At 38.2% G+C, this 25,696-nt stretch carries 24 protein-coding genes and 1 tRNA gene; 20 read left to right on the forward strand and 5 right to left on the reverse strand.

The genetic code is table 11. The features are described 5' to 3' along the window. The 3 genes from K6G87_RS19340 to K6G87_RS19350 all read left to right on the forward strand — a co-directional run. Positions 1–307, forward strand: a 307-nt coding sequence (locus tag K6G87_RS19340) for a hypothetical protein (RefSeq protein WP_330669965.1), incomplete at its 5' end; no start/stop codon positions are given. A 2-nt stretch (positions 308–309) separates the two neighbouring features. Beyond that, positions 310–1,317: a zinc ribbon domain-containing protein gene (locus K6G87_RS19345; RefSeq protein WP_296840979.1), complete on the forward strand. Its 1,008-nt coding sequence runs from the start codon at positions 310–312 to the stop codon at positions 1,315–1,317. Positions 1,318–1,510: 193 nt separating this feature from the next. Continuing rightward, positions 1,511–2,302 carry a hypothetical protein gene (locus tag K6G87_RS19350; RefSeq protein WP_296840981.1) on the forward strand — a complete coding sequence of 264 codons (792 nt, stop codon included), beginning with the start codon at positions 1,511–1,513 and terminating at the stop codon, positions 2,300–2,302. Positions 2,303–2,318: 16 nt separating this feature from the next. Here K6G87_RS19350 and K6G87_RS19355 read toward each other — a convergent pair. Further along, positions 2,319–2,391, reverse strand: a tRNA-Gln gene (locus tag K6G87_RS19355). Between the two features lie 39 nt (positions 2,392–2,430). Continuing rightward, on the reverse strand, positions 2,431–2,616 hold the full coding sequence (locus K6G87_RS19360) for a hypothetical protein (RefSeq protein WP_296840983.1): 186 nt from the start codon (positions 2,614–2,616) through the stop codon (positions 2,431–2,433). A 747-nt stretch (positions 2,617–3,363) separates the two neighbouring features. Between K6G87_RS19360 and K6G87_RS19365 the strand changes: the two genes are divergently transcribed. The 12 genes from K6G87_RS19365 to K6G87_RS20035 all read left to right on the forward strand — a co-directional run bounded on the left by K6G87_RS19365 (position 3,364) and on the right by K6G87_RS20035 (position 15,336). After that, the gene (locus K6G87_RS19365; RefSeq protein WP_296840985.1) at positions 3,364–4,077 is read left to right on the forward strand and encodes a CPBP family glutamic-type intramembrane protease; all 714 of its coding nucleotides are present in this window, start codon (positions 3,364–3,366) and stop codon (positions 4,075–4,077) included. 27 nt (positions 4,078–4,104) lie between these two features. Then, positions 4,105–5,697 carry a L,D-transpeptidase family protein gene (locus K6G87_RS19370; RefSeq protein WP_296840987.1) on the forward strand — a complete coding sequence of 531 codons (1,593 nt, stop codon included), beginning with the start codon at positions 4,105–4,107 and terminating at the stop codon, positions 5,695–5,697. A 543-nt stretch (positions 5,698–6,240) separates the two neighbouring features. Continuing rightward, a complete protein-coding gene (locus tag K6G87_RS19375; RefSeq protein ID WP_296840989.1) occupies positions 6,241–7,335 on the forward strand; it encodes a hypothetical protein in 1,095 nt (364 codons plus the stop codon). Positions 7,336–7,351: 16 nt separating this feature from the next. Beyond that, positions 7,352–8,176, forward strand: a complete 825-nt coding sequence (locus tag K6G87_RS19380) for a TPM domain-containing protein (protein ID WP_296840991.1) — start codon at positions 7,352–7,354, stop codon at positions 8,174–8,176. Between the two features lie 161 nt (positions 8,177–8,337). Next, positions 8,338–9,804, forward strand: coding sequence for an anthranilate synthase component I (trpE, locus tag K6G87_RS19385; protein ID WP_296840994.1), 1,467 nt, complete (start codon positions 8,338–8,340; stop codon positions 9,802–9,804). After that, a complete protein-coding gene (locus K6G87_RS19390; RefSeq protein ID WP_296840997.1) occupies positions 9,805–10,374 on the forward strand; it encodes an anthranilate synthase component II in 570 nt (189 codons plus the stop codon). 16 nt (positions 10,375–10,390) lie between these two features. Beyond that, positions 10,391–11,260, forward strand: a complete 870-nt coding sequence (locus tag K6G87_RS19395) for a class B sortase (protein ID WP_296840999.1) — start codon at positions 10,391–10,393, stop codon at positions 11,258–11,260. Between the two features lie 243 nt (positions 11,261–11,503). After that, positions 11,504–12,064 carry a CAP domain-containing protein gene (locus K6G87_RS19400; RefSeq protein WP_296841002.1) on the forward strand — a complete coding sequence of 187 codons (561 nt, stop codon included), beginning with the start codon at positions 11,504–11,506 and terminating at the stop codon, positions 12,062–12,064. Positions 12,065–12,380: 316 nt separating this feature from the next. After that, positions 12,381–12,593, forward strand: coding sequence for a FeoA family protein (locus K6G87_RS19405; protein WP_296841005.1), 213 nt, complete (start codon positions 12,381–12,383; stop codon positions 12,591–12,593). A 14-nt stretch (positions 12,594–12,607) separates the two neighbouring features. Next, a complete protein-coding gene (locus tag K6G87_RS19410) occupies positions 12,608–12,832 on the forward strand; it encodes a FeoA family protein (RefSeq protein ID WP_022753944.1) in 225 nt (74 codons plus the stop codon). Positions 12,833–12,912: 80 nt separating this feature from the next. Next, a complete protein-coding gene (gene feoB, locus K6G87_RS19415) occupies positions 12,913–15,102 on the forward strand; it encodes a ferrous iron transport protein B (protein ID WP_296841009.1) in 2,190 nt (729 codons plus the stop codon). Between the two features lie 78 nt (positions 15,103–15,180). Beyond that, the gene (locus K6G87_RS20035; protein ID WP_296841011.1) at positions 15,181–15,336 is read left to right on the forward strand and encodes a FeoB-associated Cys-rich membrane protein; all 156 of its coding nucleotides are present in this window, start codon (positions 15,181–15,183) and stop codon (positions 15,334–15,336) included. A gap of 212 nt (positions 15,337–15,548) precedes the next feature. Here the strand turns inward: K6G87_RS20035 and K6G87_RS19425 are convergent, their stop codons facing one another. The 3 genes from K6G87_RS19425 to K6G87_RS19435 form a co-directional block, all read right to left on the reverse strand. Continuing rightward, positions 15,549–16,004: an aspartate carbamoyltransferase regulatory subunit gene (locus K6G87_RS19425; RefSeq protein ID WP_296841014.1), complete on the reverse strand. Its 456-nt coding sequence runs from the start codon at positions 16,002–16,004 to the stop codon at positions 15,549–15,551. Between the two features lie 213 nt (positions 16,005–16,217). Continuing rightward, entirely contained in the window at positions 16,218–17,174 is a 957-nt protein-coding gene (pyrB, locus tag K6G87_RS19430; RefSeq protein ID WP_296841018.1) for an aspartate carbamoyltransferase, read from the reverse strand. Positions 17,175–17,427: 253 nt separating this feature from the next. Then, a complete protein-coding gene (locus K6G87_RS19435; RefSeq protein WP_296841021.1) occupies positions 17,428–18,444 on the reverse strand; it encodes a DUF5050 domain-containing protein in 1,017 nt (338 codons plus the stop codon). Positions 18,445–18,657: 213 nt separating this feature from the next. Between K6G87_RS19435 and pheA the strand changes: the two genes are divergently transcribed. The 5 genes from pheA to K6G87_RS19460 all read left to right on the forward strand — a co-directional run. Then, positions 18,658–19,785, forward strand: a complete 1,128-nt coding sequence (gene pheA / locus K6G87_RS19440; RefSeq protein WP_296841024.1) for a prephenate dehydratase — start codon at positions 18,658–18,660, stop codon at positions 19,783–19,785. Between the two features lie 131 nt (positions 19,786–19,916). Then, positions 19,917–21,248 (forward strand): ATP-binding protein, encoded by a 1,332-nt coding sequence (locus tag K6G87_RS19445; RefSeq protein WP_296841032.1) that lies wholly within the window; start codon positions 19,917–19,919, stop codon positions 21,246–21,248. 93 nt (positions 21,249–21,341) lie between these two features. Beyond that, on the forward strand, positions 21,342–22,886 hold the full coding sequence (locus K6G87_RS19450) for a Ppx/GppA phosphatase family protein (RefSeq protein ID WP_296841027.1): 1,545 nt from the start codon (positions 21,342–21,344) through the stop codon (positions 22,884–22,886). A gap of 166 nt (positions 22,887–23,052) precedes the next feature. Then, on the forward strand, positions 23,053–25,269 hold the full coding sequence (locus tag K6G87_RS19455) for an RNA degradosome polyphosphate kinase (protein WP_296841035.1): 2,217 nt from the start codon (positions 23,053–23,055) through the stop codon (positions 25,267–25,269). A gap of 29 nt (positions 25,270–25,298) precedes the next feature. After that, the coding region (locus K6G87_RS19460; protein WP_296841030.1) for a Maf family protein at positions 25,299–25,696 on the forward strand (398 nt) is incomplete at its 3' end.

Below are 25,696 nucleotides of genomic sequence, written 5' to 3' on the forward strand. Positions count from 1 at the left end.
GCAAGAGCAGCAACAGGATCAGCAAGAGCAGCAGGATAATAACGATCAAAATGAGGAAAATGATCAGAATCAGGATCAACAGGAAGAGAATGATCAAAATAGTGAAGAAGAGTCAGAACCTGATGATGTAAGTGATGATCGTGAAGATGATATCAAAGAGCAGATGGAAGAAAAGGAAAGCGGAGCCAGAGAAGAAAGAGAAGAAACAAGAGAAAGAGCACAGGAATATGATGATAGCGATGAGTATTGGAGACAGTACACTGATGGCGAAATATCAAGTAGCGATGGCAATGAAAGGATCTGGTAAATATGAAGTGTCCTAACTGCGGAGTAGAGAACGATGAAAATGCGTTGTACTGCTATTTCTGCGGACGAGTACTACCGGGGGCGGCATGGAATATAAATGCTGAGTCCAAAGAGACCGTTAAAAAGAAAAAAACAAATAGAGTCTTAAAGATAACGCTGGGCATATTAGGCGGCCTTCTGGCTGCCAGCCTGGCTTTTCTTGCTGTTATGATAATGAAAGATGGCAAGGAAGATAAGGACGATCCCAAAAAGCTTTTAGAGGTAGCAGATGCAAAATATGAGGCTGAGGATTATATGACGGCAGCAATCACTTATGATCAGGTATTAGAGCTTGAGCCTGATAATGATGAGGCCATTTCCGGATCTGCAATGTCCAAACTGTATTTTGTTGCAGAAGAGCTGGGAAGCTATGTTGAAGATGAAGAATATATATCTGCCATAGAATATATGAGTGGATATAATATTGACGAATATATAGAAAAGGCCAAGGATGTGGGCTTTGAATTTCCGGTTATATGTGACACAAGATTTGGAACGGTAGGATTTTATCAAAAAGGCGACAATGAATATTATGCTTACGTAGGCGAATATGAAGATAGTATGAGAAGCGGCAATGGATGTGTTATTGCCACTAACGTAAGTGATTATTCTCATGGCAATATTGAGTATTATGCATCGTATGGCAGTTGGGAGAATGATAAGCCAAATGGTCAGATGGAAGTAATAAAAGACGGGTCTTCCAGCAAATATCTGTATGTAACAGGGACTGTTAAAGATGGACTATGGACTGGTGATGTTACTTACAAGGGAGTGAACTATGACTATGAGTATACATATGAATTTGTATGCGAGTTTGAAGCCGGAATTCCTGTTATTCAGGAAGAAATTATAAACGAGAATGGAACATACTATCGAATAAGCAAACAAAGCGACAGTGATCTATACGCGGGAATATCAGCTGAAGATGCTGATATGACATATGGCATTATTACTTATGCAGATATCTTGTAAAAATCATCATTAAAAATGGGGCGAAAGGCTGATTATTACTGATATTGATAAAAATAAACAAAAAGGGTAAAAAAACCCTATCTTTTTTGTGCATAATGTGATACATTATGTAGTAGTTAAAGGTCCTGATATCTAAATCAGACCACTAAAGAGGGGATGCTCCCACTTTAGAGGAGCAAAGGGTGAGAAAAAAGTGAAATCTTATATAGAATTGATTACAGCAAGTGCAGGATCAATTATTGTAGATAATGGATTTGTGCTTGCAGCATACTCTGATGGGAACGGAGCTGTGCAAATTGGAATTGAAAGTGTAGGAGTAAAGAATAGAAGCGGTGTCAGGAATAAACAGAATCTTGAAGCCATTCTTGATGCACTTTCATATATGATGGAACATCCTGGGGAGGACAATAATCAGTCATCTGTTGCAGATAACCTTCGTATATTACTTCATCATTCTGATGGTGGAGTTACTACAATAGGTAATGCAGTCTTATATAATGCCCGTCACAATAATTTTTATTTTGTAGGTCTTGGATGTGATTCTCCGTTCACAGAGCTTTTTTATCGCTTTATGGAGGAGCACTGTGCAAGAATGCTTGACGAGGTTCCTGGAAGAGCTGGTGCATCTTCACTTCCTGACAGACCGCTTCCAAGTGGATTTGATGAGGTTGAAGATGAGAGATTTCTTAAAGCAATCCCGCATCATAAGCCACGTAAGGATCTTAGACTTAGAAGTGCTTTCGATTATGTAAGTTCCGGAATTTTTGTGTTTGCTTATACCAAGGATGAAGAGAAGTATATCCACCGTTTTGCAGAAATCACAGGTATCTCAGATGCCAGGATCAAAGAAGGAATGTATGAATTTTATCCTTATGTAACAATTCAGGACAGAGCTATGGTTCCTGTAAGAAATACAAATTGGGACAACATAATAAGCTGCAAAGCATTGCTTTGCAGAATGGGAGATTCAAGACTATTTGATTAAATTAAAAAGTGGGAAACTGGGCTAGCAGGATTCGAACCTGCGAAGTGACGGAGTCAGAGTCCGTTGCCTTACCGCTTGGCGATAGCCCAATAAAACAGATATATATTGAAAATCAAATATAATGTGAATTATACCAGATTAACCTTGGCAGAAGAATATGATTTCTTTTTGGTCTCAGCATTAAACACATAACGCTTAGAGCTCGGAATCATTCTGTATCCGTTCTCAGTATCTTTAAGTTCATACTCCTGATGATAAATCTTGTTCAGAACATCAATTGAGTGTATAGGTTTATTGCTCTTTGTAATACTCATATCTTAATTACCTTAATTACCCTGTGGAACCCCATATATATCGATCCATCTATGTCATTATACACAACGTGTTCTAAAAGTCAATACTTATGATATTTCTTGCTGTTTTTGTCGTATAGTATTGATTTATAACTCACTTTTTTGTTTAAAATTCACATATGTCCTTTTATAAAATTCAATTGTTCTTATCTTAAGAAAATCCCTTTTTCAGTCGATGTATTTAATACAGATGTTGTTTTTGGGTATTAAATATCGGAAGGGATGATTTAATGGAAGTAATTATTGCCGGAATTACATTAGTTATTATCGGAACTTTGGTTTGTTATTTTAATTACAGGATCGAGAACAAGATAGTAGAAGACACTATCAGGAAAAACAGCAAGATTGTTCAATTTCGCGCCCATAAACGCAGGTTCCGGTTTATGAAAAAGAAGAACAGAGTAAGAAAAGCAAAGAGAACAAATCAATATAATAAAAGGGTTAATTCTTATTAAAACTTGTATTTGGTCTGAATTCGTGGTATCGTAAGATGAATTCAGACCATTTTTTTAGTATAAATTCTTTCTAAATCTAATGTTTGAAATAAAAATATAACTTATAAACTTAAAAAATTGTGCAAAACAACTATAAATAACTCGATTTGTAGTGACAAGTTATAACATTTTACATTGAATGTAACAGTTTATTGGTATATTATTATTAAGGACTCGTACGATTTTTGTGGATAATTACAAGAGGTTTTCAGATATGGATACAACAGTATATGCAAATTCTTCAAGGGTGAAGAAGAGAGTACGTCATTCTGCTCGCGCTGTTAGAAAAGTGAATAAACTTTCTGTGGCAAAATGGATAGCAGCAGCAGTATTGGTCGTTACTTTTACAGTGCTTACAGAAGTGCTCAAAAAGCCTGATCTTACTTTGTTCTTTATTCTTGGAGTAGGACTTATAGTTTTATTCCATAAAGAATTTTCTATTCGTCAGTATAGCAAAACTTATTTAAAAGGCTGGCAGCCTTGGGTATGGACAGTTGTTACTGTTGCACTCTTATATGGTGCAGAACAGCTCAAGAATTACCTTCTCTGGAATGTTTTCGTAACCAGTAAGCCGGGCATTATATCCCTTTACTGGAAAGAGAATTATCCGGGAGTTGCTTTTTATGCTATTACAATGATAATAATACTGCCGCTTGCAGAGAATCTTTTCTTTAGAAAAGCTATGCTTGCCAGCAGTAATAAATTAATACTTGTCCTTATGACATTTGTTAGTTTGGCTGTAAGAGGGCTTCTCTATGCTCATGGTTTCACAGGAATCCTTTCTTACGCAATTGTTGCAGTTCCACTTACACTAGTATTTCTTAAGACTAAAAATGTTTACATTACGTTAACAGCTCAGATTATAATATCTGCTTATGTTGTTATTCCGGATATTGTATACTACGTTGCAAGACTGATGCTTAGATAATTGCAAATTATCTTAGTGGGGGGAATCGTGAAGAATAAAAATCTGATTCTTATTATAGCTGCTACAACTGTGGCAGCTATTTATTTTGGGGCAGCTGTGTATTTTTCATTTCATTTCTGTCCTGGTTCAAAACTTAATGGTCAGGATATTTCCTGGATGACGATCAGTCAGGTCAAAGAACTTGTTAGCTCTAAAGCTACAAACTATGTTCTTGATATTATAGGCAGGAATGATCTGGATGAGAAGGTCACAGCAGCAGAAATATCATGGGTTCCTCAGTTTGATGAAGGACTTAATGATAATCTTGGCTTTTTAAATGGTCTGAAATGGCCTGTCACATTATTTACCCATAAAGCTTATGCCAATGCTGATCTGGCTTCATTTGATGAAGAGCAACTTAAAACAAGGATTTCTACTATGTCTTTTTTCAAAGAAGAGAATGTGGCATCTCCTGTTGACGCTTCGCTGGTGTTTGATGAAAGTGCAGCAGAATATGCAATTATCGCTGAAGATTATGGAAGCGAAATTGATGAAGATATCTTCTACGAGGAGATAACCAAGGCGCTTTCTACTATGCAGTCTACGCTAATTCTTGATGATGCCGGAGTGTATGTAGAACCTGCAATATTTGCAGATGATGAAAACCTTAATAAAGAATGTAACAGCCTTAATCAATACGCATCAGCCAAGATTACATATACTTTTGGAGAAGATGTGATTACTGTTGATGGAAGCTATATCAAGGACTGGATAAACTACAATGGATCGACAACTACTCTTGATACAGACAAAGTCACAGAATTTGTTAATACACTTGGCAGAACATATGATACTTTTGGTCGTGACAGGACTTTTACAACATCACTTGGTCAGACGATTACAGTTTCAGGCGGAGATTATGGATGGTGGATGGACAGAACATCTACTCTTAATGATCTTGTAGCTGCTATAGAATCTACCAGCATATGTGATATGACTCCTGTGTACTATGGCACGGCAGCACAGTATGGTACTAATGATTATGGCGATAGTTATGTTGAAGTAGATCTGGATAATCAGCATGTGTATGTTTATGAAAATGGTACACTTGTTATAGATACAGACTGCGTTTCTGGAAAGGTTACCAAAGACAGAGTGACACCGACCGGAACGTATGGGATTACTTATAAAGAAAGAGATGCTACTCTTAACGGAGATAACTATTCATCTGATGTTAAATACTGGATGCCATTTTATGGCAATGTCGGACTTCATGATGCAAGCTGGAGATCTTCTTTTGGTTCTGATATATATGTTACTAATGGATCACACGGTTGTATAAATCTGCCGTCTGAAGCAGCTGCGGTTATATATGAGCATGTTCAGAAGGGTGAAGCTGTCATAGTATATGGCGGATTACAGCCGGATGAAGTTAAGGAATATCTCAAAGAAAAAGAAGAAGCAGAAAGCGGCTCTGCTGATGGAACTTCTACAGATTCTCAGCAGACAGAAGCTGTAAATGACTCTGCCGAATCATCAGAAGCAGCAGAATCTACTGAATCAGAAACTGCCGAATCTACTGAAACAACAGAAGATACAGGATCGGAAGAGACAACTGAGAATGCTGTAGTAACAGAATAAGTAAAAAGATATTAATATTACATAATTGCGAAAGCGCCGATTCAATTTAATGAATCAGCGCTTTCTTTATTGCCGAGTACTTCTAACAGTTAAAACTGTAATTTTAGGGAGGAGGGACGGATTGATGGGGAATCAATCCGTCCGGTATGAAAAAAGTTTTGTTGGGGAGTCAGAAACAATTGACTGTTTCTGATGTTTTTAATATTACAATGAATTTGTGTCTTAAATTTGGATATTTTCTAAAGGCTTTATAAAGTAAAAATAAAAGAAAAACAAAGATGCGAAAAATCAAAAAACGCTGCTATCTACTATGTTTGTATGCTTGCAAAGGGCATGGCTTTAAAAGAAACTCATGATTTATCTTTTGGCCAAATGCGCAGGAAATGCACGTTTTATAAACTGATTTGAAAAATATATTTGATTTTATCCGCATTTAACATACAAAAAAAATGGTTCCTTAGCAATTCATAAGTTAGAAAAAGTCTAACATGTGGTAAAATAATACTACATGTATAATTAGTTTTATGTTGGAGGATGAAAATTATGGCAAGTCAGGAATATGAATGCCCTGCGTGCGGTGGAGTAATGGAGTTTGATGCTCCTTCTCAAAAGCTTAAGTGCTTATATTGTGATACAACTATTTCCATTGAAGAATATAAAAAGATGGTTTCCAAAGGCAAAGCTGAAAAAGCAAACGAAGGCGATGCCGAAACACAGTCTGATAAATTGTCGGATGAAGAAGCCGAGAACTACGGCTTTGGTAAAGATAAGAATGTTTATATCTGCAAATCCTGTGGTGGTGAGATCATAGCCGATAAGACCCAGGGAGCCACTCAGTGTCCTTTTTGTGGCAATAATGTTACTTTCAAAGAAGTCTTTACTAACGGAAGAAGACCTGATTATGTAATTCCTTTTCAGCTTACCAAAGAGCAGGCCAAGCAGAAATATAAGGAATATATCAAAGGTAAGAGACTTCTTCCAAAAACTTTTTCTGCAGAAAATCATATAGATGAGATTAAGGGTGTATATATACCTTACTGGCTCTTTGACTCGAAGATGCATGTCGCTCTAAACTGCGAAGGAACCAAGGTCAGGACATGGAGAGACAGAGATTACAGTTACACAGAGACAAGCTTTTATGATGTTTATCGTGAAGGCGATGTTCCTTTCGACAAGGTTCCTGTTGATGGATCAAGCAAAATGCCTGATGACCTTACAGAATCTATAGAGCCGTATGATGCAAGAGGGTTAAAGGTATATGACGATGCCTATTTTGCAGGATATATTGCTAACCAGTATGACGTAGATGAGGAAAAATCAAGGCCTCGTGCAAGGCAGCGTATGACCAATAGCGCTGTTAATGAAATAAGAAACAGTGCTCAGGGATATAGCACCATAAATATCCGTAATCAGAATGTTCAGGTTACATCCGAAAAAATAAAATATGCTCTCTATCCTGTATGGCTTTTGTCCACGACATGGAATGGTCAGAATTTTCTTTTTGCAATGAATGGACAGACCGGTAAGTTTGTCGGAGACCTTCCTGTTGACAAGGGTGCAGCGGCTAAGTATTTTGCACTTAGTTCGGTTTTGTTTGCTGCGCTTTTTGCAATACTGGAAATAATATTCCGTATTTGAGACTGGGGGATGGAAGATGAAAGGCTTATTTAAGAATAAAAAAAGTGTAATTACATTAGGAATAGCGGCTTTTATGACCGCATTTATAGCTTTGCCTTTGGGCGGGGCAGTATGCGCCAGCGAAGCTGAGGTTGTATCAGGTGATTATGGATTTGTATATGACCAGGATGATCTTCTTACAGATGCTGAGGAAGAAGCTCTTCAAAAGAAACTTGAAGAAGTAGGAGAGAAACACGATATTCAGATAGCAGTTGTAACAACAGGGTCATATTCTCAGTACACAATAGAAGAGTACGCTGATGATATGATGGATTATGGCGAGCTTGGACTTAAGACTGGCAATGATGACAGTGCTATATTGCTTGCTATAAGTATGGACAACAGAGAATTTTATGAAAGTACCAGAGGACAGGCAATACAGATCTTTACAGATAGTAATCTGTATAAGCTTGAAGATAAATTCACTTCTTATCTTAGCAGCGGCGACTATGCCAAGGCTTTTGACAGATTTGCAGATGGTTGTGATGATATGTGCACATCTTATGAAAACCGAAACAAGATACCTGCCTGGAAGTGGCTTATATGCGTACTTCTTGGACTTGCGTGCGGCGGTGTTACTGTTGGAGTAATGTCCAGCGGTATGAAGAATGTAAAGCAGAACAACAGTGCGGCAGAATACGAAGAAAGAAATAACGTAAGAATCAGTGCAAGCCATGACCGCTTTATCAGAAAGAGTATTAACAGGGTTCGTATCAATAATGAAAGCAACTCAAGAGGCGGATCCTCAACACATCATTCATCCTCAGGCAATACACATGGAGGGCATGGAGGACATTTTTAACAGAATTACTACTATAGAATAAGTAAAAAACATCAATAAAAAATCTGCTAAACTGATTGTAATTCATAAGAAAACACTTTAAAATTTTTAATCAGAAAGCCTATAACATGGCTTTCTGATTTTTTATAATCTACGGATGCCATAACATGGGAGGTTTGGGTATGAAACAGACATCGTTAGATGAAGTCAGAAAGATCGCAGCATCAGGCGACTATAAGCTTGTTCCTGTTAAAAGAGAGATCTTGTCTGATATAAGAACACCGCTTGAAACACTCAGAGCGCTTCAAAATGTAAGTAATTACTGCTTTCTGCTTGAAAGCTGTGAAGATAATAGACAGTGGGGAAGGTACAGTTTTCTAGGCTATGCTCCTGATATGACTATAACAAGTAAGGATCATGAACTTACCATAGTTAATAGTGAAGGAACAACTTCTACAAAATGTGATAATCCCGGAGAATATATCAAAAGAATAGTTGATGAAAATAAAGCGCCACAGCTGGAAGGTTTTCCGACCTTTACAGGTGGTCTTGTAGGCTATTTCAGCTATGAATATATGCAGTATGGTGAGCCTTCTCTTCATTTTAAAGCTCAAAATGAAAATGACTTTAATGATATGGATCTCATGCTTTTCAGAAAAATCATATGCTACGATAACCTCAGGCAGAAGATACTTCTTATAGCTAATGTAAGAACGGAAGATCTTGAAACTTCATATGATGCAGCTATTAGCAGCATAGATGAGATGGAGCACCTTATAAGAGGCGGACTTCAGAAGCCTGTAATGAAGGGAAAACTTAAAACTGAGCTTACGCCAAAGTTTAGCATGGAAGAGTTTTGCAAGAAGATAGAGAAAGTCAAATACCACATTACTGAAGGCGATGTATTCCAGCTTGTACTTTCAAATCCTATGGAAGCAGAGTTTGAAGGATCTCTTCTTAATACATACAGAGTGCTAAGAACAACAAACCCAAGCCCATATATGTTTTATTTTTGCGGCGATATGGAGATTGCGGGAGCTTCGCCTGAAACCCTTGTAAAGGTTACAGACAGGACTATCAGGACCTTCCCTCTTGCAGGAACCAGACCAAGAGGAGCTACATTTGAAGAAGACCAGGCATTGGAAAAAGAGCTCCTTGCTGATGAAAAAGAAAGAGCAGAGCATAACATGCTTGTAGATCTTGGAAGAAATGATCTCGGACGCCTTTGCAAGTTTGGAAGCGTAGAAGTTGAAAAGTACATGGAAATAGAAAGATATTCTCATGTAATGCACATAGGTTCTGAAGTTAAAGGAATCCTTAGTGATGAGCGCACACCAATTGAAGCAGTAGACTCAGTACTCCCTGCAGGTACACTCTCAGGAGCACCTAAAATAAGGGCCTGCGAGATCATAGATGAACTTGAAGACAGCAGAAGAGGAATATATGGCGGAGCAATCGGCTATGTTGACTTTACAGGAAACCTTGATACCTGCATTGCTATAAGACTTGCATACAAAAAGGGAAATAAAGTCTTTGTAAGAAGCGGAGCAGGAATAGTAGCCGATTCAGTACCGGAAAATGAATATCAGGAATGCATCAACAAGGCTAAAGCTGTAGTTCTTGCAATTAAGGAAGCGGAGGAAGAATAAATGATACTACTTATCGATAATTATGACAGCTTTACCTATAATCTGTATCAGTATATTGGAACTCTTGATCCTGATATTAAAGCAGTAAGGAATGACAAAATAACTCTTGATGAAATTGAAGAACTCTCTCCCAAAGCCATTGTTTTATCTCCGGGACCCGGAAAACCCAAGGATGCGGGGATCTGTGAGGCAGTTGTAGAGAGATTTGGAGGAAAAATACCGATACTTGGTGTATGCCTTGGACATCAGGCTATATGTGAATACTATGGCGGAACAGTAGATCATGCAGCTAAGCTTATGCATGGAAAGCAATCCGATACAGAAATTGATACAACATCACCACTTTTTGACAAAATGACTGCTATAATAAAAGTAGCAAGATATCATTCACTTTCTCTTAAAGAGGATACACTTCCGGACTGCCTTAAAGTTATAGCAAGATCTGATGACGGTGAAGTAATGGCAGTTGAGCATAAAGAATATAAAGTATTTGGCGTGCAGTTCCATCCGGAATCTATAATGACTCCTCAGGGAATGGATATACTCAGGAATTTTCTAAAATTAGCATAGAGTGGGAGAGACTTTTATGAGTACCGTTAAAGATGGGAAAAAGAAATCTTTTAAACTTAAATCTTTCGTTGTGAAGATAGTAGTTGTAATCCTCGTAGGCGTGATAATATACGAAAGCTACGATATATACGATGAAATGCATGAAAGAGAGGTTGCGGTACAAGAGTATGAAGATATAGCTTCAAGCGCAGTATCTGTAAATCCGGAAAAAGACCCTGATACAGGTGAAGAGAGCGTAGCAATTGATGAAGAGACCGGAATACCGGAGCTTACAATTGATTTTGATGCATTAACTTCACAGAACGCTGACTTTATAGGCTGGCTCTACTGGGACTTTGACGTGGAAAATGATAAATATGATTTTACTTTGAACTATCCCATAGTCAAAGAAAATTATACTGATCAGTATCTTCACGTGACATACACAGGAGAGAGGAACTCTTCAGGTTGTATATTCCTTGATGAATATTCGGATGAGACTTTTATGGGATACAGCGATTTCCTTTTTGGCCACAATATGCGTAACGGCTCTATGTTCGGATCACTTGATAATATTTACAGGATGCCTGATAGAGATGAACTAAACAGTAAACCTCTATACTTCTACGTATATACTAAAGAGGCAACCTTTAAATATGTAGTTTACTGTTTCGAATCTACTAATAATGGAAATGATACAGTCTATGCCATAATAAATGATGATGAAGGCTACGATGCTTATGTAAAAAGGCTCAAGACGCTTACAAGTTACAAGTGTCCTATAGATGTATCTTTTGATGACAGACCTGAGATTTTGAGCCTGTCGACCTGTTCAGGACAACGCGGGTCATCAAAACGCTTTGTAATACATGGCGTAAAAATAGAAACGGTAGCTAATGCAGATTAGAGCAAAGAATCAGCAAAAAAGATTGACTAAAAAAATCTAAATGAAAAGGTACTTTTGACACCTGCATCATAAAATTAAAATTAAAAACAAGAATCTTGGAAACAAGGTTCTTGTTTTTGTTTATATAGCCGATAAAAAATAAGGAAAAGAAAATATATACATCATAAAAAGAATCATGCATTGAAAATATATTGTAATTATGATAAAATAAACATAGACAAATATGTCATGGAGGATCTGATTATGAGGAAAATCGAGAGTTTAAAAAGGACAGTATCAGTACTTGTTGTAGGAATGCTCGTAGTCGTACTGGCCGCTTGTGGCTCAAGAAATGCAGAGATCGGTGATGCTGCATTCCGTGCTGCTGGTGAAGGAGCCGGTGAAATATATATTGATGATACTGCAATAGCACTTGCAGGAGAGTATCAGTCAAGTGAATCAATAAATGCAGCTCTGTCAGAAGCATTTGCCCTGGTTAATGCTCAAAGAACAGCTTCCGGACTTCCGGCACTTGCCTGGAGTGATGGACTTGCCAGTGCTGCTCAGGTAAGAGCACAGGAGATCACCTCATACTTTTCACATACAAGACCTGATGGATCAAGCTGGTGGACGGTAAATAGTACTCTTCAGTATGGAGAGAATCTTGCAAAACTGTATCAGAGCTCATCTTCAGTTGTTGACGCATGGATGAATTCTCCTACACACAGAGCTAATATTATGGATTCTAATTTTGCTACAATAGGAATGGCTATCTATCAGACATCAGATGGCTCATGGTACTGGGCACAGGAATTCGGATACTAAATAGTTCATATTATTAAGTGCTTTTGTTCAAAATTCATAGAATATTAAATAGATAATGAATTAAGGCTCCTTATCAGGTGATGGTAAGGAGCTTTTTTATAGTAAAAAACAATAAAAACCAATGCCTTATAAAGGTAGCTATAGTGCGCTTTTTAAATATATCGTATGCAATTTAATATTTTTTTTATAATTTTCGTGGAAATATTGAAAATGATATTGACTTTCAAAATCCACAAAAGTATTATGTTATTAGCAATGGGTAACATCTTTTGTTGTGCCTAAAAATAGGCATAGCAAATAAAGAAAAGGAGTTTTAATGATGCCACTTACATTATTGGAACCTGGTAACGCAGCTACCGTCAAAAAAGTTGGCGGACTTGAAGATACAAAAAGATTTTTGGAAAACCTCGGCTTCACTGAAGGCGCTGAGGTAACAACAGTGAGTACTATGAATGGCAATATGATCGTTAAGATCAGAGATACCAGAGTAGCGATAAATATGGATATGGCCAAGAAGATAATGGTCTAAAGGAGAGGAGATCAATGAAAACATTAAGAGACGTTCAGGTTGGAGAGACAGTTACTGTCAAGAAGCTTGATGGAGCTGATTCAGCACTGAAGAGAAGAGTTATGGACATGGGTATTACAAAGGGTAGTTCTGTATATATCAGAAAAGTTGCCCCTCTTGGAGATCCTGTAGAGATTACAGTTCGCGGCTACGAGCTTTCACTTAGAAAAGAAGACGCTCAGATAGTTGAGGTTGAGTAATTTTTTTACTCGGTAAATGATAATGAATATCATAATGATTATCATATAAAAAATATCATTATAAGTTAGAGGAGAAGAATATGGCTTTGAAAATTGCACTTGCAGGTAACCCGAACTGTGGTAAAACAACTCTGTTTAATGCCCTTACAGGTTCTAATCAGTATGTTGGAAACTGGCCTGGTGTTACAGTTGAAAAGAAAGAGGGTAAATTAAAAGGACAGAAGGATGTAGTAGTAACTGACCTTCCTGGTATCTATTCCCTTTCACCATACACACTTGAAGAAGTAGTATCACGTAATTATCTTTTAAATGAGACACCTGATGCAATCATCAATATGGTAGATGCTACAAATATTGAGCGTAACCTTTATCTTACAACTCAGGTTGTAGAGCTTGGAATTCCGGTTGTTGTTGCACTTAACATGATGGATATCGTTCGTAAGAACGGAGACAAGATTGATTCCAAGAAGCTTTCAGCTGAACTTGGTGTTGAAGTAGTTGAGATATCAGCTCTTAAATGTGATGGTATCGACAAGCTTGTATCAAAGGCTGTTGAAGTTGCAAAGTCAGGCAAGGCAGCTACAGCTGTTAAGTTTGATGAAAATACAGAAAAGGCTATTGCAGCTGCAGATGCTATCCTTCCTAAGGATGCATGCAAGAGCGAGCAGCGCAGATGGTTTGATATCAAACTTCTTGAGAAGGATTCTAAAGTTCTTTCAAAGCTTACAATATCTGATTCAGATATGAAGAAGCTTGATGAAGTAAGAGCAGAGCTTGAGAAAGCTAATGACGATGATACAGAAAGCGTTATCACAAACGCTAGATATGATGTAATTACAAATGTAGTTAAGAATTCAGTAGCTAAGGTAAAAGCCGGTCTGTCAGTATCTGATAAGATTGATAAGATTGTTACTAATAGAGTTCTTGCTCTTCCTATATTTGCACTTGTAATGTTCGTAGTTTACTATGTATCTGTTACAACAATCGGTACGATAGTAACAGACTGGACCAATGACGTACTCTTTGGAGAGATCATTCCTCCTGCTGTTGAAGCTGGACTTGATGCAGTTGGTGTTGCCGGATGGCTTAAGAGCCTTATCCTTGATGGTATTGTTGCAGGTGTTGGTGCTGTACTTGGTTTCGTACCTCAGATGCTTATCCTGTTTATATTCCTTGCATTCCTTGAGTACTGCGGATATATGGCTCGTGTAGCATTCATCATGGACAGAATCTTCCGCAAATTCGGTCTTTCAGGTAAATCCTTTATTCCTATGCTCATCGCATCAGGATGCGGAGTTCCGGGTGTAATGGCTTCTCGTACAATTGATACTGAGAAAGACCGCCGTATGACTATCATGACAACAACTTTCATTCCTTGCGGAGCTAAGCTTCCTATCATCGCTCTTATTGCAGGTGCTTTCTTTGGAAATAGCGGATGGGTAGCATGGAGTTCATACTTTATCGGAATTGCAGCTGTCATCTTTACAGGTATCGTACTTAAGAAGACTAAGGTATTTGCAGGTGATCCTGCACCATTCGTTATGGAGCTTCCTGCTTATCATATGCCTACTGTTGGAAGTGTTCTTCGCAGCATGTGGGAGCGTGGTTGGTCATTCATTAAGAAGGCAGGTACAGTTATCCTTCTTTCAACAATCGTTCTCTGGTTCCTTATGAACTTCGGATTCACAGAAAGCGGATTTGGAATGCTTGACTTTGGCGATCTTGAAGGTGAAGCTCTGATCGTAGCACAGGAAGAATCAATTCTTGCTAAGATTGGTGGATTCCTTGCTCCTATCTTTGCTCCTCTTGGATTTGGAACATGGCAGATGACAGTTGCTGCAGTATCCGGTCTTATTGCTAAGGAAAACGTTGTAGCAACAATCGGTATGCTCTTTGGTTATGCTGAAGTAGCAGAAGATGGTGCTGAGTATTGGGAGATCATACAGGCTCACATCGTTCCTATAGCAGCATATGCTTATCTTGTATTTAACCTTCTGTGTGCTCCTTGCTTTGCAGCTATGGGTGCTATCAAGAGAGAGATGAACAATGGTAAGTGGACAATGTTCGCAATCGGATATCAGTGCGTACTTGCTTATGTAGTAGGCCTTATCATCTATCAGATCGGCGGACTTTTCACAGGCGCTGTAAGCTTTGGATTTGGTACAATTGTAGCAGCAGTTCTCGTAGTTGCAATGATCTATCTCCTTGTTCGTCCTAACCCTTACAAGGATGCTGATATCGAGAGCCGCCGTGCTGTTTCAGAAAATTGATTTCAGATCAGGACTAGATATAAAGAATATTTAATTATTGTTATGTCCCCTGATTGTTAAATTGTAGGAAGGAGTTATATGGTAGCTACAATAATAATAGCTGCATTGATATTTGGATATTGCGCGTATCTTGTACGTAATATGTATAAAGGTATGAAAAGCGGAAAAGGCAATCCATATTCATGCACAGGGGATTGCACATCCTGCCATGGCGGATGTCACAGTCATAAATAAGAAATTTAATATGTAAAAATAGGCTCTGCCTGCTGATTGGACTAATGATCCATATCGCAGACAGAGCTTTTTTAAAATAAAAAGCGCCAGGCATAAAACTTTTAATTTATGCCTGGCGCAAGTATTATTGATTAGAATTGGCACAGATCCTGCTGATTAGAATTGGCACAGATCCTGCTGATTATATTTAGTACAAATTTTTACGATTCTATTTAGCACTGGCCTCTGTTAAAGTCAGCATCGTTTTCTGTGTACTTTTCATCGCAGTATTTGCAGCGGTAGATCTCATTGGCTTCATCGGCCAGGTAGAAGATGTGAGGAAGCCCCTGCTCGATAGAAGTAATGCAGCGGGGATTATGACACCTTAAGACCTCTTTGATCTCCTGTGGAAGTACAAGAGCTCTCTTTTCAATGATCTCACCATCTTTAATAACATTAACAGTGATATTATGATCAATAAAAGCGAGTATATTAAGATCCATTGAATCTATATCACACTCAACCTTAAGGATATCTTTACGTCCCATCTTGCCTGAACGGGCATTCTTGATAATGGCAACTGTACAGTCAAGGCGGTTAAGTCCAAGGTGATGGTAGATTGACATTGCTTTACCGGCCTCTATATGGTCAAGGACGAAGCCTTCATCTATTTTTCCTACATTAAGCATTTTATATTCCTCCGTTTCTATAAAATCAGAACTATCATAAAATCAGAACTATCTTTAATTCAGAATTATCCATAAATCAGAACTATCATAAATTCAGATCTATCTTTTATTCAGAACTATAATAAATTCAGAACTATAATAAATTTAGATCTATCTTTTATTCAGAATTATCCATAAATCAGAACTATCTATAAATTCATATTTATCTATAAATCAGAACTTTCTTAAAAGTCCTTCATTCATATGTGCATCTGTCATATCAAGAAGTGTAAGTATAAGAGCCATTCTTACATAAAGTCCGTACTGAACCTGTTTGAAATATGCAGCTCTTGGATCATCATCAACTTCAACTGAGATCTCGTTTACACGTGGAAGCGGATGAAGTATCTGCATAGTGGATTTGGCCATATCAAGCTTCTTTTTATCGAGGATATAGAAATCCTTGAGTCTTATATAATCTTCTTCGTTGAAGAAACGCTCTTTCTGAACACGAGTCATATAAAGGAAGTCAAGATCTGATATTACATCCTCAAGCTTTATTACTTCGCGATAAGAGATTCCTTTGGAATCAAGCATCTCTGTAATGTAATCAGGAACTCTGAGCTCTTGTGGGGATATGAAGATGAAGTTGATACCTTCATATCTTGTAAGTGCATTGATAAGAGAGTGAACAGTACGACCGAATTTAAGGTCGCCGCAAAGACCGATAGTGAAGTTGTTCAAACTTCCGTGAAGAGATCTGATGGTAAGAAGATCTGTAAGTGTCTGCGTTGGATGCTGGTGGCCTCCATCACCTGCGTTGATTACAGGGATAAGAGATTTGGAAGCAGCAACCATAGGAGCACCTTCCTTGGGATGACGCATAGCGCATATATCTGCGAAGCAGCTGATAACACGAATTGTATCGGCAACGCTTTCTCCTTTGGAAGCGGAAGAGTTAGACGCATCTGCAAAACCTAAAGTTTTGCCGCCAAGTCTGAGCATTGCAGTTTCGAAAGAAAGACGGGTTCTGGTACTTGGCTCATAGAAGCATGTGGCAAGAATCTTGCCATTACATGCATTTGAATATTTATCCATGTTGTGCTCGATGTCATTTGCAACATCAAACAGATCCTCGAGTTCTTGTACGCTAAAATCCATAGGACTCATTAAATGACGTAGTGAATTCATATTATTCCTCCATTTTGAACATAATAAAAGAGATATTTATTTTAAAAAATAAATATCCCTTCATAATAGATGCATATTAAAAATTGAAATAGAAAAGAGAGGCTGCAGATACATAGGTATTTTAATGTTAGCTGACTTAATAAAGCGCATACTCTCTCCTTTGAATCTATTGCTTTTTTTCTATCTAAGGTATGATACCATGCTCTTGAGATAAGTTCAACAGATTTTTTGGGAAAAGAAATATGGTTTAACTTTACTCAAGCGGATTAAAAAGGGCAGGTGCTTCAGAGCCGTCTAAAGGCATATGATACATACGTGTATCATCCTTGGCAGGAGTAAAGTATACATATTTGGATGTAAGACTTATGTTAAAGTATACGCCCTGAAGAATTGGCACATCGCTGGATCCGTCGAGCGTCATTACATGAAGCGCCGGTACAAGTGCATCTGATACAGAATAGAAAATATACTGATCATTAAGGTTATAGCAATCAATTCTGTTTTTGGTCAGTGTTTCAATCTTCAGAGATGAAACATTCATACGTTTGAGATGATAGTTATCTACAGCATCCATATAATAGATATACCCATCATGATATATAGGATAGAAGAAGGATCCATCTGCAAGCTTTGTAATAGCATCGTTGTTTTGAGTATCCATCATGTACAGATTATGATCTTTTTCAACTCCGGTAAAATAGATCTTGCCATCATAGAAACCGCAAGGATCAATATATTCGTCAGATATAGTTGTAAGATTGGTCTTGTCGGTCTTGATCTTGGCAAGAGAACCGCCGTTCGAATCCTTGATCTGGAAATAAACATAATTACCGCAAAGTATCTGGGCAGCTGTTCTGCCGCGGTAAAGGCACTTTTGCTTGGTTCCATCTGTTCTTGACTGATATACACCATAGTATTTGACAGTGGTTCCAAGACCGCTTGTTGAATTGGACAGATGCTGTGAATCCATATAGAAGTAGAGATAATCACCTATACCGCTTATATAGTATACGTTCATGGTTGTTATGGGCTTAATATCTTTTTCATCAACAGTCATGCTGTACATACAGCCGTTGTCATAATTGTTTCTAAAGTAGACATTTCCGTCTATCTCACAGAAATACCCACCATTATAGAGATTACCAACAGTATTACCGGCGGTAGTAGGATCATTTTCCGGAATCATATTAAGGTAGAAATAAAAAGCAATTGCAGCAACAACAACAATACTTATGACAAAGGCGATGATTATATTTATTATTTTACGCATAATTGCTTAAATTTCCTTTCTTGCGCCAACTATCAATACGCGGTATTATTTTTTATAACAGTGCCCGAATACAGGTTGTAATTAAGCTTTGTAGTGTTCGCATGTTAAGAAAATACATAATTATAGTATTTCTATATATTGTTATCGGCGTAAAACGTGAAGCTTATAAGTTTTTTGATAAAAAAAGCACAGCATAATAGTTTGGAGGTTTTAATGGATTTAAAAGAACTCAGAGCAAAGCTCGACGAAATCGACCCTAAAATAGTAGAGTTATACGAACAGAGAATGGATATCTGTTCACAGGTAGCGGATTATAAAATAGGAACAGGCAAGAAAGTCTTTGATCCCGCAAGAGAGAAGGAGAAGATTGCTACTGTAAAGAGCCTTACTCATAATGAGTTCAATCAGACAGGAGTAGAAGAACTTTTCGAACAGATAATGGCAATGAGCAGGAAGCTTCAGTATCAAAAGCTTACAGAAGCCGGATCTTCAGGAAAGCTTCCATTCATAGGAATTGATTCTATAGATAAAAAATCCTGCCGCGTAGTATTCCAAGGGGCAGAAGGTGCCTACTCACAAGCAGCAATGTTCAAATTCTTCGGAGAAGACGTCAATAATTTCCATGTGGAAACCTTCAGAGATGCCATGATAGCAATAGAAGAAGGAGCTGCAGACTACGCAGTTCTTCCAATAGAGAATTCTACAGCAGGAATAGTATCTGAAATCTACGACCTTCTTGCAGAGTATGAGAACTTTATAGTAGGAGAGCAGATAATCAAGATAGAGCACTGTCTTATAGGACTTCCGGGAGCTGATATCAGTGATATAAAGACTGTATATTCTCATGCACAGTCACTTATGCAGAGCAGCAAATTCCTTTCTGATCATCCTTCGTGGAGGCAGATAAGCCTTAAGAACAACGCATTTGGAGTACAAAAAATTGCAGAAGATGGTGACAAATCCCAGGCTGCTATAGCCAGTGAGTATGCAGCCGGATTCTATGGCATGAACATTCTCAAAAAAGGAATCAATCAGTCTGAGACCAATTCTACAAGATTTATAATAGTAACCAATCAGAAAGTATATTTAAAGAATGCAGGCAAGATCAGTATTATATTAGAAGTAGGAAATGAAGTAGGTGCCCTTTACCACATCTTATCTCACTTCCACTATAATCATGTTAATATGTCAAGAATCGAATCCCGCCCTATAGGTGATAGAAACTGGGAGTACAGATTCTTCATAGACTTTGAAGGAAATCTTGCTGACAGTTCAGTCAAGAATGCACTAAGAGGCCTTCGTGAAGAAGCTAAATCACTCAGGGTGCTTGGCAATTACTGATAGATCAAATCTGAACAAAAGCAGATGATTACTTATAATATCTTAATGGGTTAAGTAGCCATGATCACTTATAAGTAGCGGATATACAAGGCATAGACAATTACTTATTTTTTATAAATGATGGAGATGGTATAATGGTAGAAGAACTGATCTGTTACAGAGACATTGAAAATGATGAGCTTATATGTGCCATGTCACAGCTCATGGACAACTATACACAAGGGAACTTTACCAACATTAACAGTCATGACAGATCTCTTTTGTATAAGAGCATGTCAAAGCTTGTGGAGTTTGCAGGTAAAAGCGGATTTTACGGCAATCTGTGGCATGATTACCTTACACTTCTACTTGTTAACAGTGAGAATACCTATTCACTTTCCTGCGAGATGAGAGGTCAGGTTGAGGGAACCATAAATGATCTTGTCCTTCATGACATGGAAATATTTGAAAAAATTTTTCATTATGATTTTACAGAGCTTTTGGAAAGCTTTGGAGCAAAAGATTTCGAAAAGATTTTTGATTATAAAGCGGGAAATGCTGACAGTAAGATCTATAACCACAGAATAAGAGATAGAATATGTACTCTTGCTAAGGAGCTTTTAAAGGCAGGAGATGTATATGAAATGAAGGACTGCCTTACCAACTTTTATAAAGAATACGGAGTGGGAAAACTCGGACTTCATAAAGCGTTCAGAGTAGGACATAAAAACGGCTCAGAATATCAGGACTTTAACGGTGTTACGATCGAGCCGATTAAAAATATAAGACATGTAAAACTTGATGACCTTGTCGGATATGAAAATGCCAAGAAGAAGCTGATAGACAATACTGAAGCTTTTCTTGAGGGAAGACCGTCAAACAACTGCCTTTTGTACGGCGATGCAGGAACCGGCAAATCCACTTGTATCAAGGCTCTTGCCAATACGTATTTTGACAAAGGATTACGAATAATAGAAGTCTACAAGCATCAGTTTAAGGACCTGAACGATGTTATAGCACAGATCAAAGGTAGAAGCTACCGCTTCATTATCTACATGGATGATCTGTCCTTTGAAGACTTTGAGATTGAATACAAATACCTTAAAGCAGTAATAGAGGGCGGACTTGAGAAGAAGCCTCAGAACGTCCTTATTTATGCTACGTCCAACAGAAGACACCTTATTAAAGAGAGCTTTAATGACAAGAAGAGCCTTTCCGATGACGGTGACATTCATAAGAACGATACTGTACAGGAGAAGATATCTCTGTCAGACAGATTTGGTGTATCTATTTATTTTGGAAGACCGGAACCTAAAGAGTTCAAGGAAATAGTTACAACACTTGCTGACAGAAACGGAATTAAGATGCCCCAGGAAGAGCTGCTTTCAAAAGCTAATAAATGGGAACTTAATCACGGAGGCCTGTCAGGAAGGTGTGCTCAGCAGTTCGTAGATTATCTTTTGGGCCAGATTAGTGAAAACTAAGAGTGAATATGATATTCACTCCCCGGTTTGTGCCGCGAGCTACGCAAGCCGTGTTCTAAAGCCACTCGTTTCACTCGCGATATGAGGGCATTTATGAGCGATATTTTTGCAGCGGTTCATGTGGGATCATATGAACTTACAATGAAGATCTTTGAAATTTCCAGGAAAAATGGACTGAAGTGTCTTGATCATATCAGGCACCGTATCGATCTTGGATCTGAAACCTATGCCACAGGAACGATCACAAGCCAGCATATGCTTGAGCTTACAAGAGTTCTAAAGGAATTTTCCGAGATCATGAAAAGCTATGATGTAGGAAATGTCCAGGCATATGGCACAAGTGCGCTCAGAGAGACTCATAATATCAATATTGTTGCTGCCCAGCTTGAGCAAAGAACCGGTATCAAAGTTGATATCCTTTCAAATTCAGAGCAAAGATTCCTTGATTATAAGTCAATTGCGCTTCAGTCAGCCAAATTTACTGAACTGATAGAAGAACCGACCGCCATAATAGATATAGGCGGAGGTTCAATTCAGGTATCTCTTTTTGACAAGGATAAGCTTGTAACGACGCAGAATATGAAGCTTGGAGTTCTCAGACTCCGTCAGACACTTGAACATCTTGCAGAAGGCAAGGACAGATATCCTGACCTTATCGCAGAGCTTGTAGATTCTCAGCTTCATGTCCTTTCCAAATTCTATTTAAGTGACAGATCTTATAAGAATCTTGTAATAATCGATGATTACATGTCTCCTGTACTTCAGAAGATATCATCACCTGGTTATGACAAAGGATTTATAAGCAGCAAGGACTTCGATAAGCTCCTTGACAGACTTGCAAGTACATCCAATGACTATATAGCCAAGGAGCTGAGTATATCAAATGAATATGTACAGCTCGCTTATATATCCGGAATACTCGTAAAGAGAATAGCGCTGATACTTCAGTCACAGCTTTTGTGGGCACCTGGTGTCACACTTTGCGATGGTATAGCATATGAATATGCAGAAAAGAAAAAGTATATATCTCCAATACATGATTTTGAAGCTGATATACTTGCCTGCGGAATGTCAATAGCAAAGCGCTACGGCGGAAGTAAGTCAAGAGCAAGAACCCTTGAATCGATTGCCCTTCCTATTTTTGACAAAACCAAAAAGATTCATGGCCTTGGGCACAGAGAAAGACTTTTACTTGAACTGTCCACGATCCTTCATGACTGCGGTAAATATATAAGTCTCGTGAACATGGGTAATTGCTGTTACAACATAATAATGTCAACAGAGATCATAGGCCTTTCGCATAGAGAACGTGCTATTGTAGCCAACGTAGTAAGATTCAACCACGACGACTTCATATATTTTGATGATTCGCCTGATGGCTACAAGGGTCTTACCAAAAATGATTATCTGACAATAGCCAAGCTTACAGCGATACTTAGAGTTGCCAATGCCCTCGACAGAACTCATAATCACAAATTCAAGGACGTATCGGTAACGCTTAAAGATGACGAAGTACAGATACTCCTTGATACCACATCAGACATCACAATAGAAAAGGGACTCATAAGTAACAGGGCAAGCTTCTTTGAAGAAATATTCGGAGTAAAACCTGTTATCAGGCAAAAGAGATCATTCTGATACTATAAAAATATTACAGACGTTTTAAAGACATTTGATCTTAAATTGTTCAATAGGAGATTGAAATGCAGAGCATTTTACTCCGGACAAAAGATCCTGAAGGAGAGTGTATATGGCATTTTCATCAAAAAAGTCTTCAAACAAAAAATCTGCTGATAAAAAGAACATGGACAAAAAATTCATGGATAAAAAGAGTATGGAAAAAATAGATTTTGAGGATCCAAAATATTATATAAACAGAGAGCTTTCATGGATTCAGTTCAATAAAAGATGCCTTAATGAAGCAAGAGACAAAAATACTCCTCTTTTTGAAAGGCTTAAATTTCTTTCAATCACAGCATCTAACCTTGATGAGTTCTTCATGGTAAGAGTAGCATCCTTAAAGGATATGATCCATGCCGGCTATACAAAGCCTGATATAGCGGGGCTTACAGCCAGCAGGCAGCTTGAACTTGTGTCAGAGGCTCTTCACGAATTTGTGGATATGCAGTATGACACACTTAATAAAATGTTAAGTCCCCAGCTTGATGAGAATGGACTTCATATACTTAGAAGCCATAAAGAGATGACAGATAAAGAGTGCGACTTTGCTGACAGATATTTCAGAGAGTTCGTATATCCTGTTCTTACACCTATGGCAGTTGACTCTTCAAGACCATTTCCTCTCATTAGGAATAAAACTCTGAATATAGGAGCGCTTATAAAAGCTAAGAAAAATGACGTTCCTAAGATAGAAGAGGATAATGCAGCAGAGGGCAAAAAGGCTTCAAAGAAAGCCTATGACTTTGCTCTTGTTCAGGTTCCTGATGTTCTTCCAAGAATACTCGAACTTCCTAAAGATGAAAAAGATAATCACAGGGTTATCCTCCTTGAGCAGATAATACTTAGAAATATGGACAAGCTCTTTCTTAATTACAACATAGAATGTGCATATACATTCCGTGTTGAAAGAAATGCCGATCTTTCCATTGATGAAGACGAAGCAGAAGATCTTCTCAAGGAGATAGAGAAGCAGATCAAACAGCGCCAATGGGGAGAAGCTATAAGACTCGAAGTTGACAAGGATATCGATAAACGTCTCATGAGTCTGATAGTTGCAGAAATGAACGTAACAGAGAGTGAGATATATAAGATTGACGGACCACTCGATCTTACTTTTCTCATGAAGGCCTATAAGATACAGGGATTTGATGAATTCAAGGAACATGGATACCTTGATCCGCAGCCTGTGCCAGAACTAAGAGCAGATGAAAATATATTTGCATCTATCAGGAAAAAAGATATTCTGATGCATCATCCTTATCAGACCTTCGATCCTGTTGTAAGATTCATCTCTGATGCTGCCCAGGATCCAAATGTACTTGCCATCAAGCAGACTCTTTACAGAGTAAGCGGTAACTCGCCTATTATCGCAGCACTTGCAAAGGCAGCAGATAATGGCAAGCAGGTTACAGTTCTTGTCGAACTTAAGGCCCGTTTTGATGAAGAGAACAATATTGTCTGGGCAAGAATGCTTGAACAGGCAGGATGTCACGTTATCTACGGACTTGTAGGACTTAAGACCCACTGTAAGATCACACTTGTAGTAAGAAGAGAAGATGATGGAATAAGAAGATATGTTCACCTTGCAACAGGTAACTATAATGACTCTACAGCCCGTCAGTATACTGATGTTGGTATGTTCACCTGTAAGGATTCTTATGGCGAAGATGCTACAGCTGTATTCAACATGCTCTCAGGCTACAGCGAACCACTTGCCTGGAACCGTCTGTCGCTTGCACCTTTGTGGCTCAAGGACCGTATCATCTACATGATAGAAAGAGAAGCAGAGAACGCAAGAAAAGGTGAGCCTGCAAGAATCGTAGCCAAGATGAACTCTATCTGTCATAAGGATGTAATAGCAGCACTTTACAAAGCAAGCAGCGCCGGAGTCAAGATAGAGCTTATAGTAAGAGGCATATGCTGTCTTCGTACCGGAATAAAGGGTGTATCAGAGAATATAACAGTAAGATCAATTGTTGGTAACTTCCTTGAGCACAGCCGAATCTTCTATTTTGAAAATGCAGGTAAACCTGAGTATTACTGCTCAAGTGCCGACTGGATGCCTAGAAACCTTGAAAGAAGAGTAGAGATTCTTTTCCCAGTGGAGGAACCTGATCTTCAGGAGAAGATATGGCACATTCTTGATACAGAACTTAGTGATACCGAAAAAGCCAGCATTATGAATGAAGACGGCGAATATGTTAAGGTTGATAAGAGGGGAAAAGAGCTTATAAATTCCCAGAAACAGTTCGGACTAGAAGCTCGCGCTTATGCGTCTGAAGCTGCAAGACAGGTTACAAATTCAAGAGTATTTACACCTGAAAAGAATCCTAAAAATTGATATAAGTATAGAAAGAGTAAAGATTTTTAATGTCACCAAGAATTATTTTAGCATCAGGAAGCCCCAGAAGAAGAGAACTTATGCAGCAGGCAGGTCTTTCTTTTGAGGTTATTCCTGCGATCAAAGAAGAAGTAATAACAAGCACTGATCCCGTAGAAGTAGTAAAGCAGTTGTCTTTTCAGAAGGCAGCAGAGGTTTATGCAAGAGAAACAGGAATAGGTGAAGAGTTTGAAAATGAAGCACTTCAAACGATTTCTGTAAATGGCAATTTTGACAAAAAATCTTCCGATAACTTTGGAGATTTTTCGAGCGCTGAAATTCAAAGTCCTGTTGTAATCGGCGCAGATACCGTTGTATCATATAAGCAGAAGATACTTGGTAAACCAAAAGATAAAGAAGCAGCCAGAAAGATGATAACCGGTATCCA

Source organism: Butyrivibrio sp. (assembly GCF_024699075.1).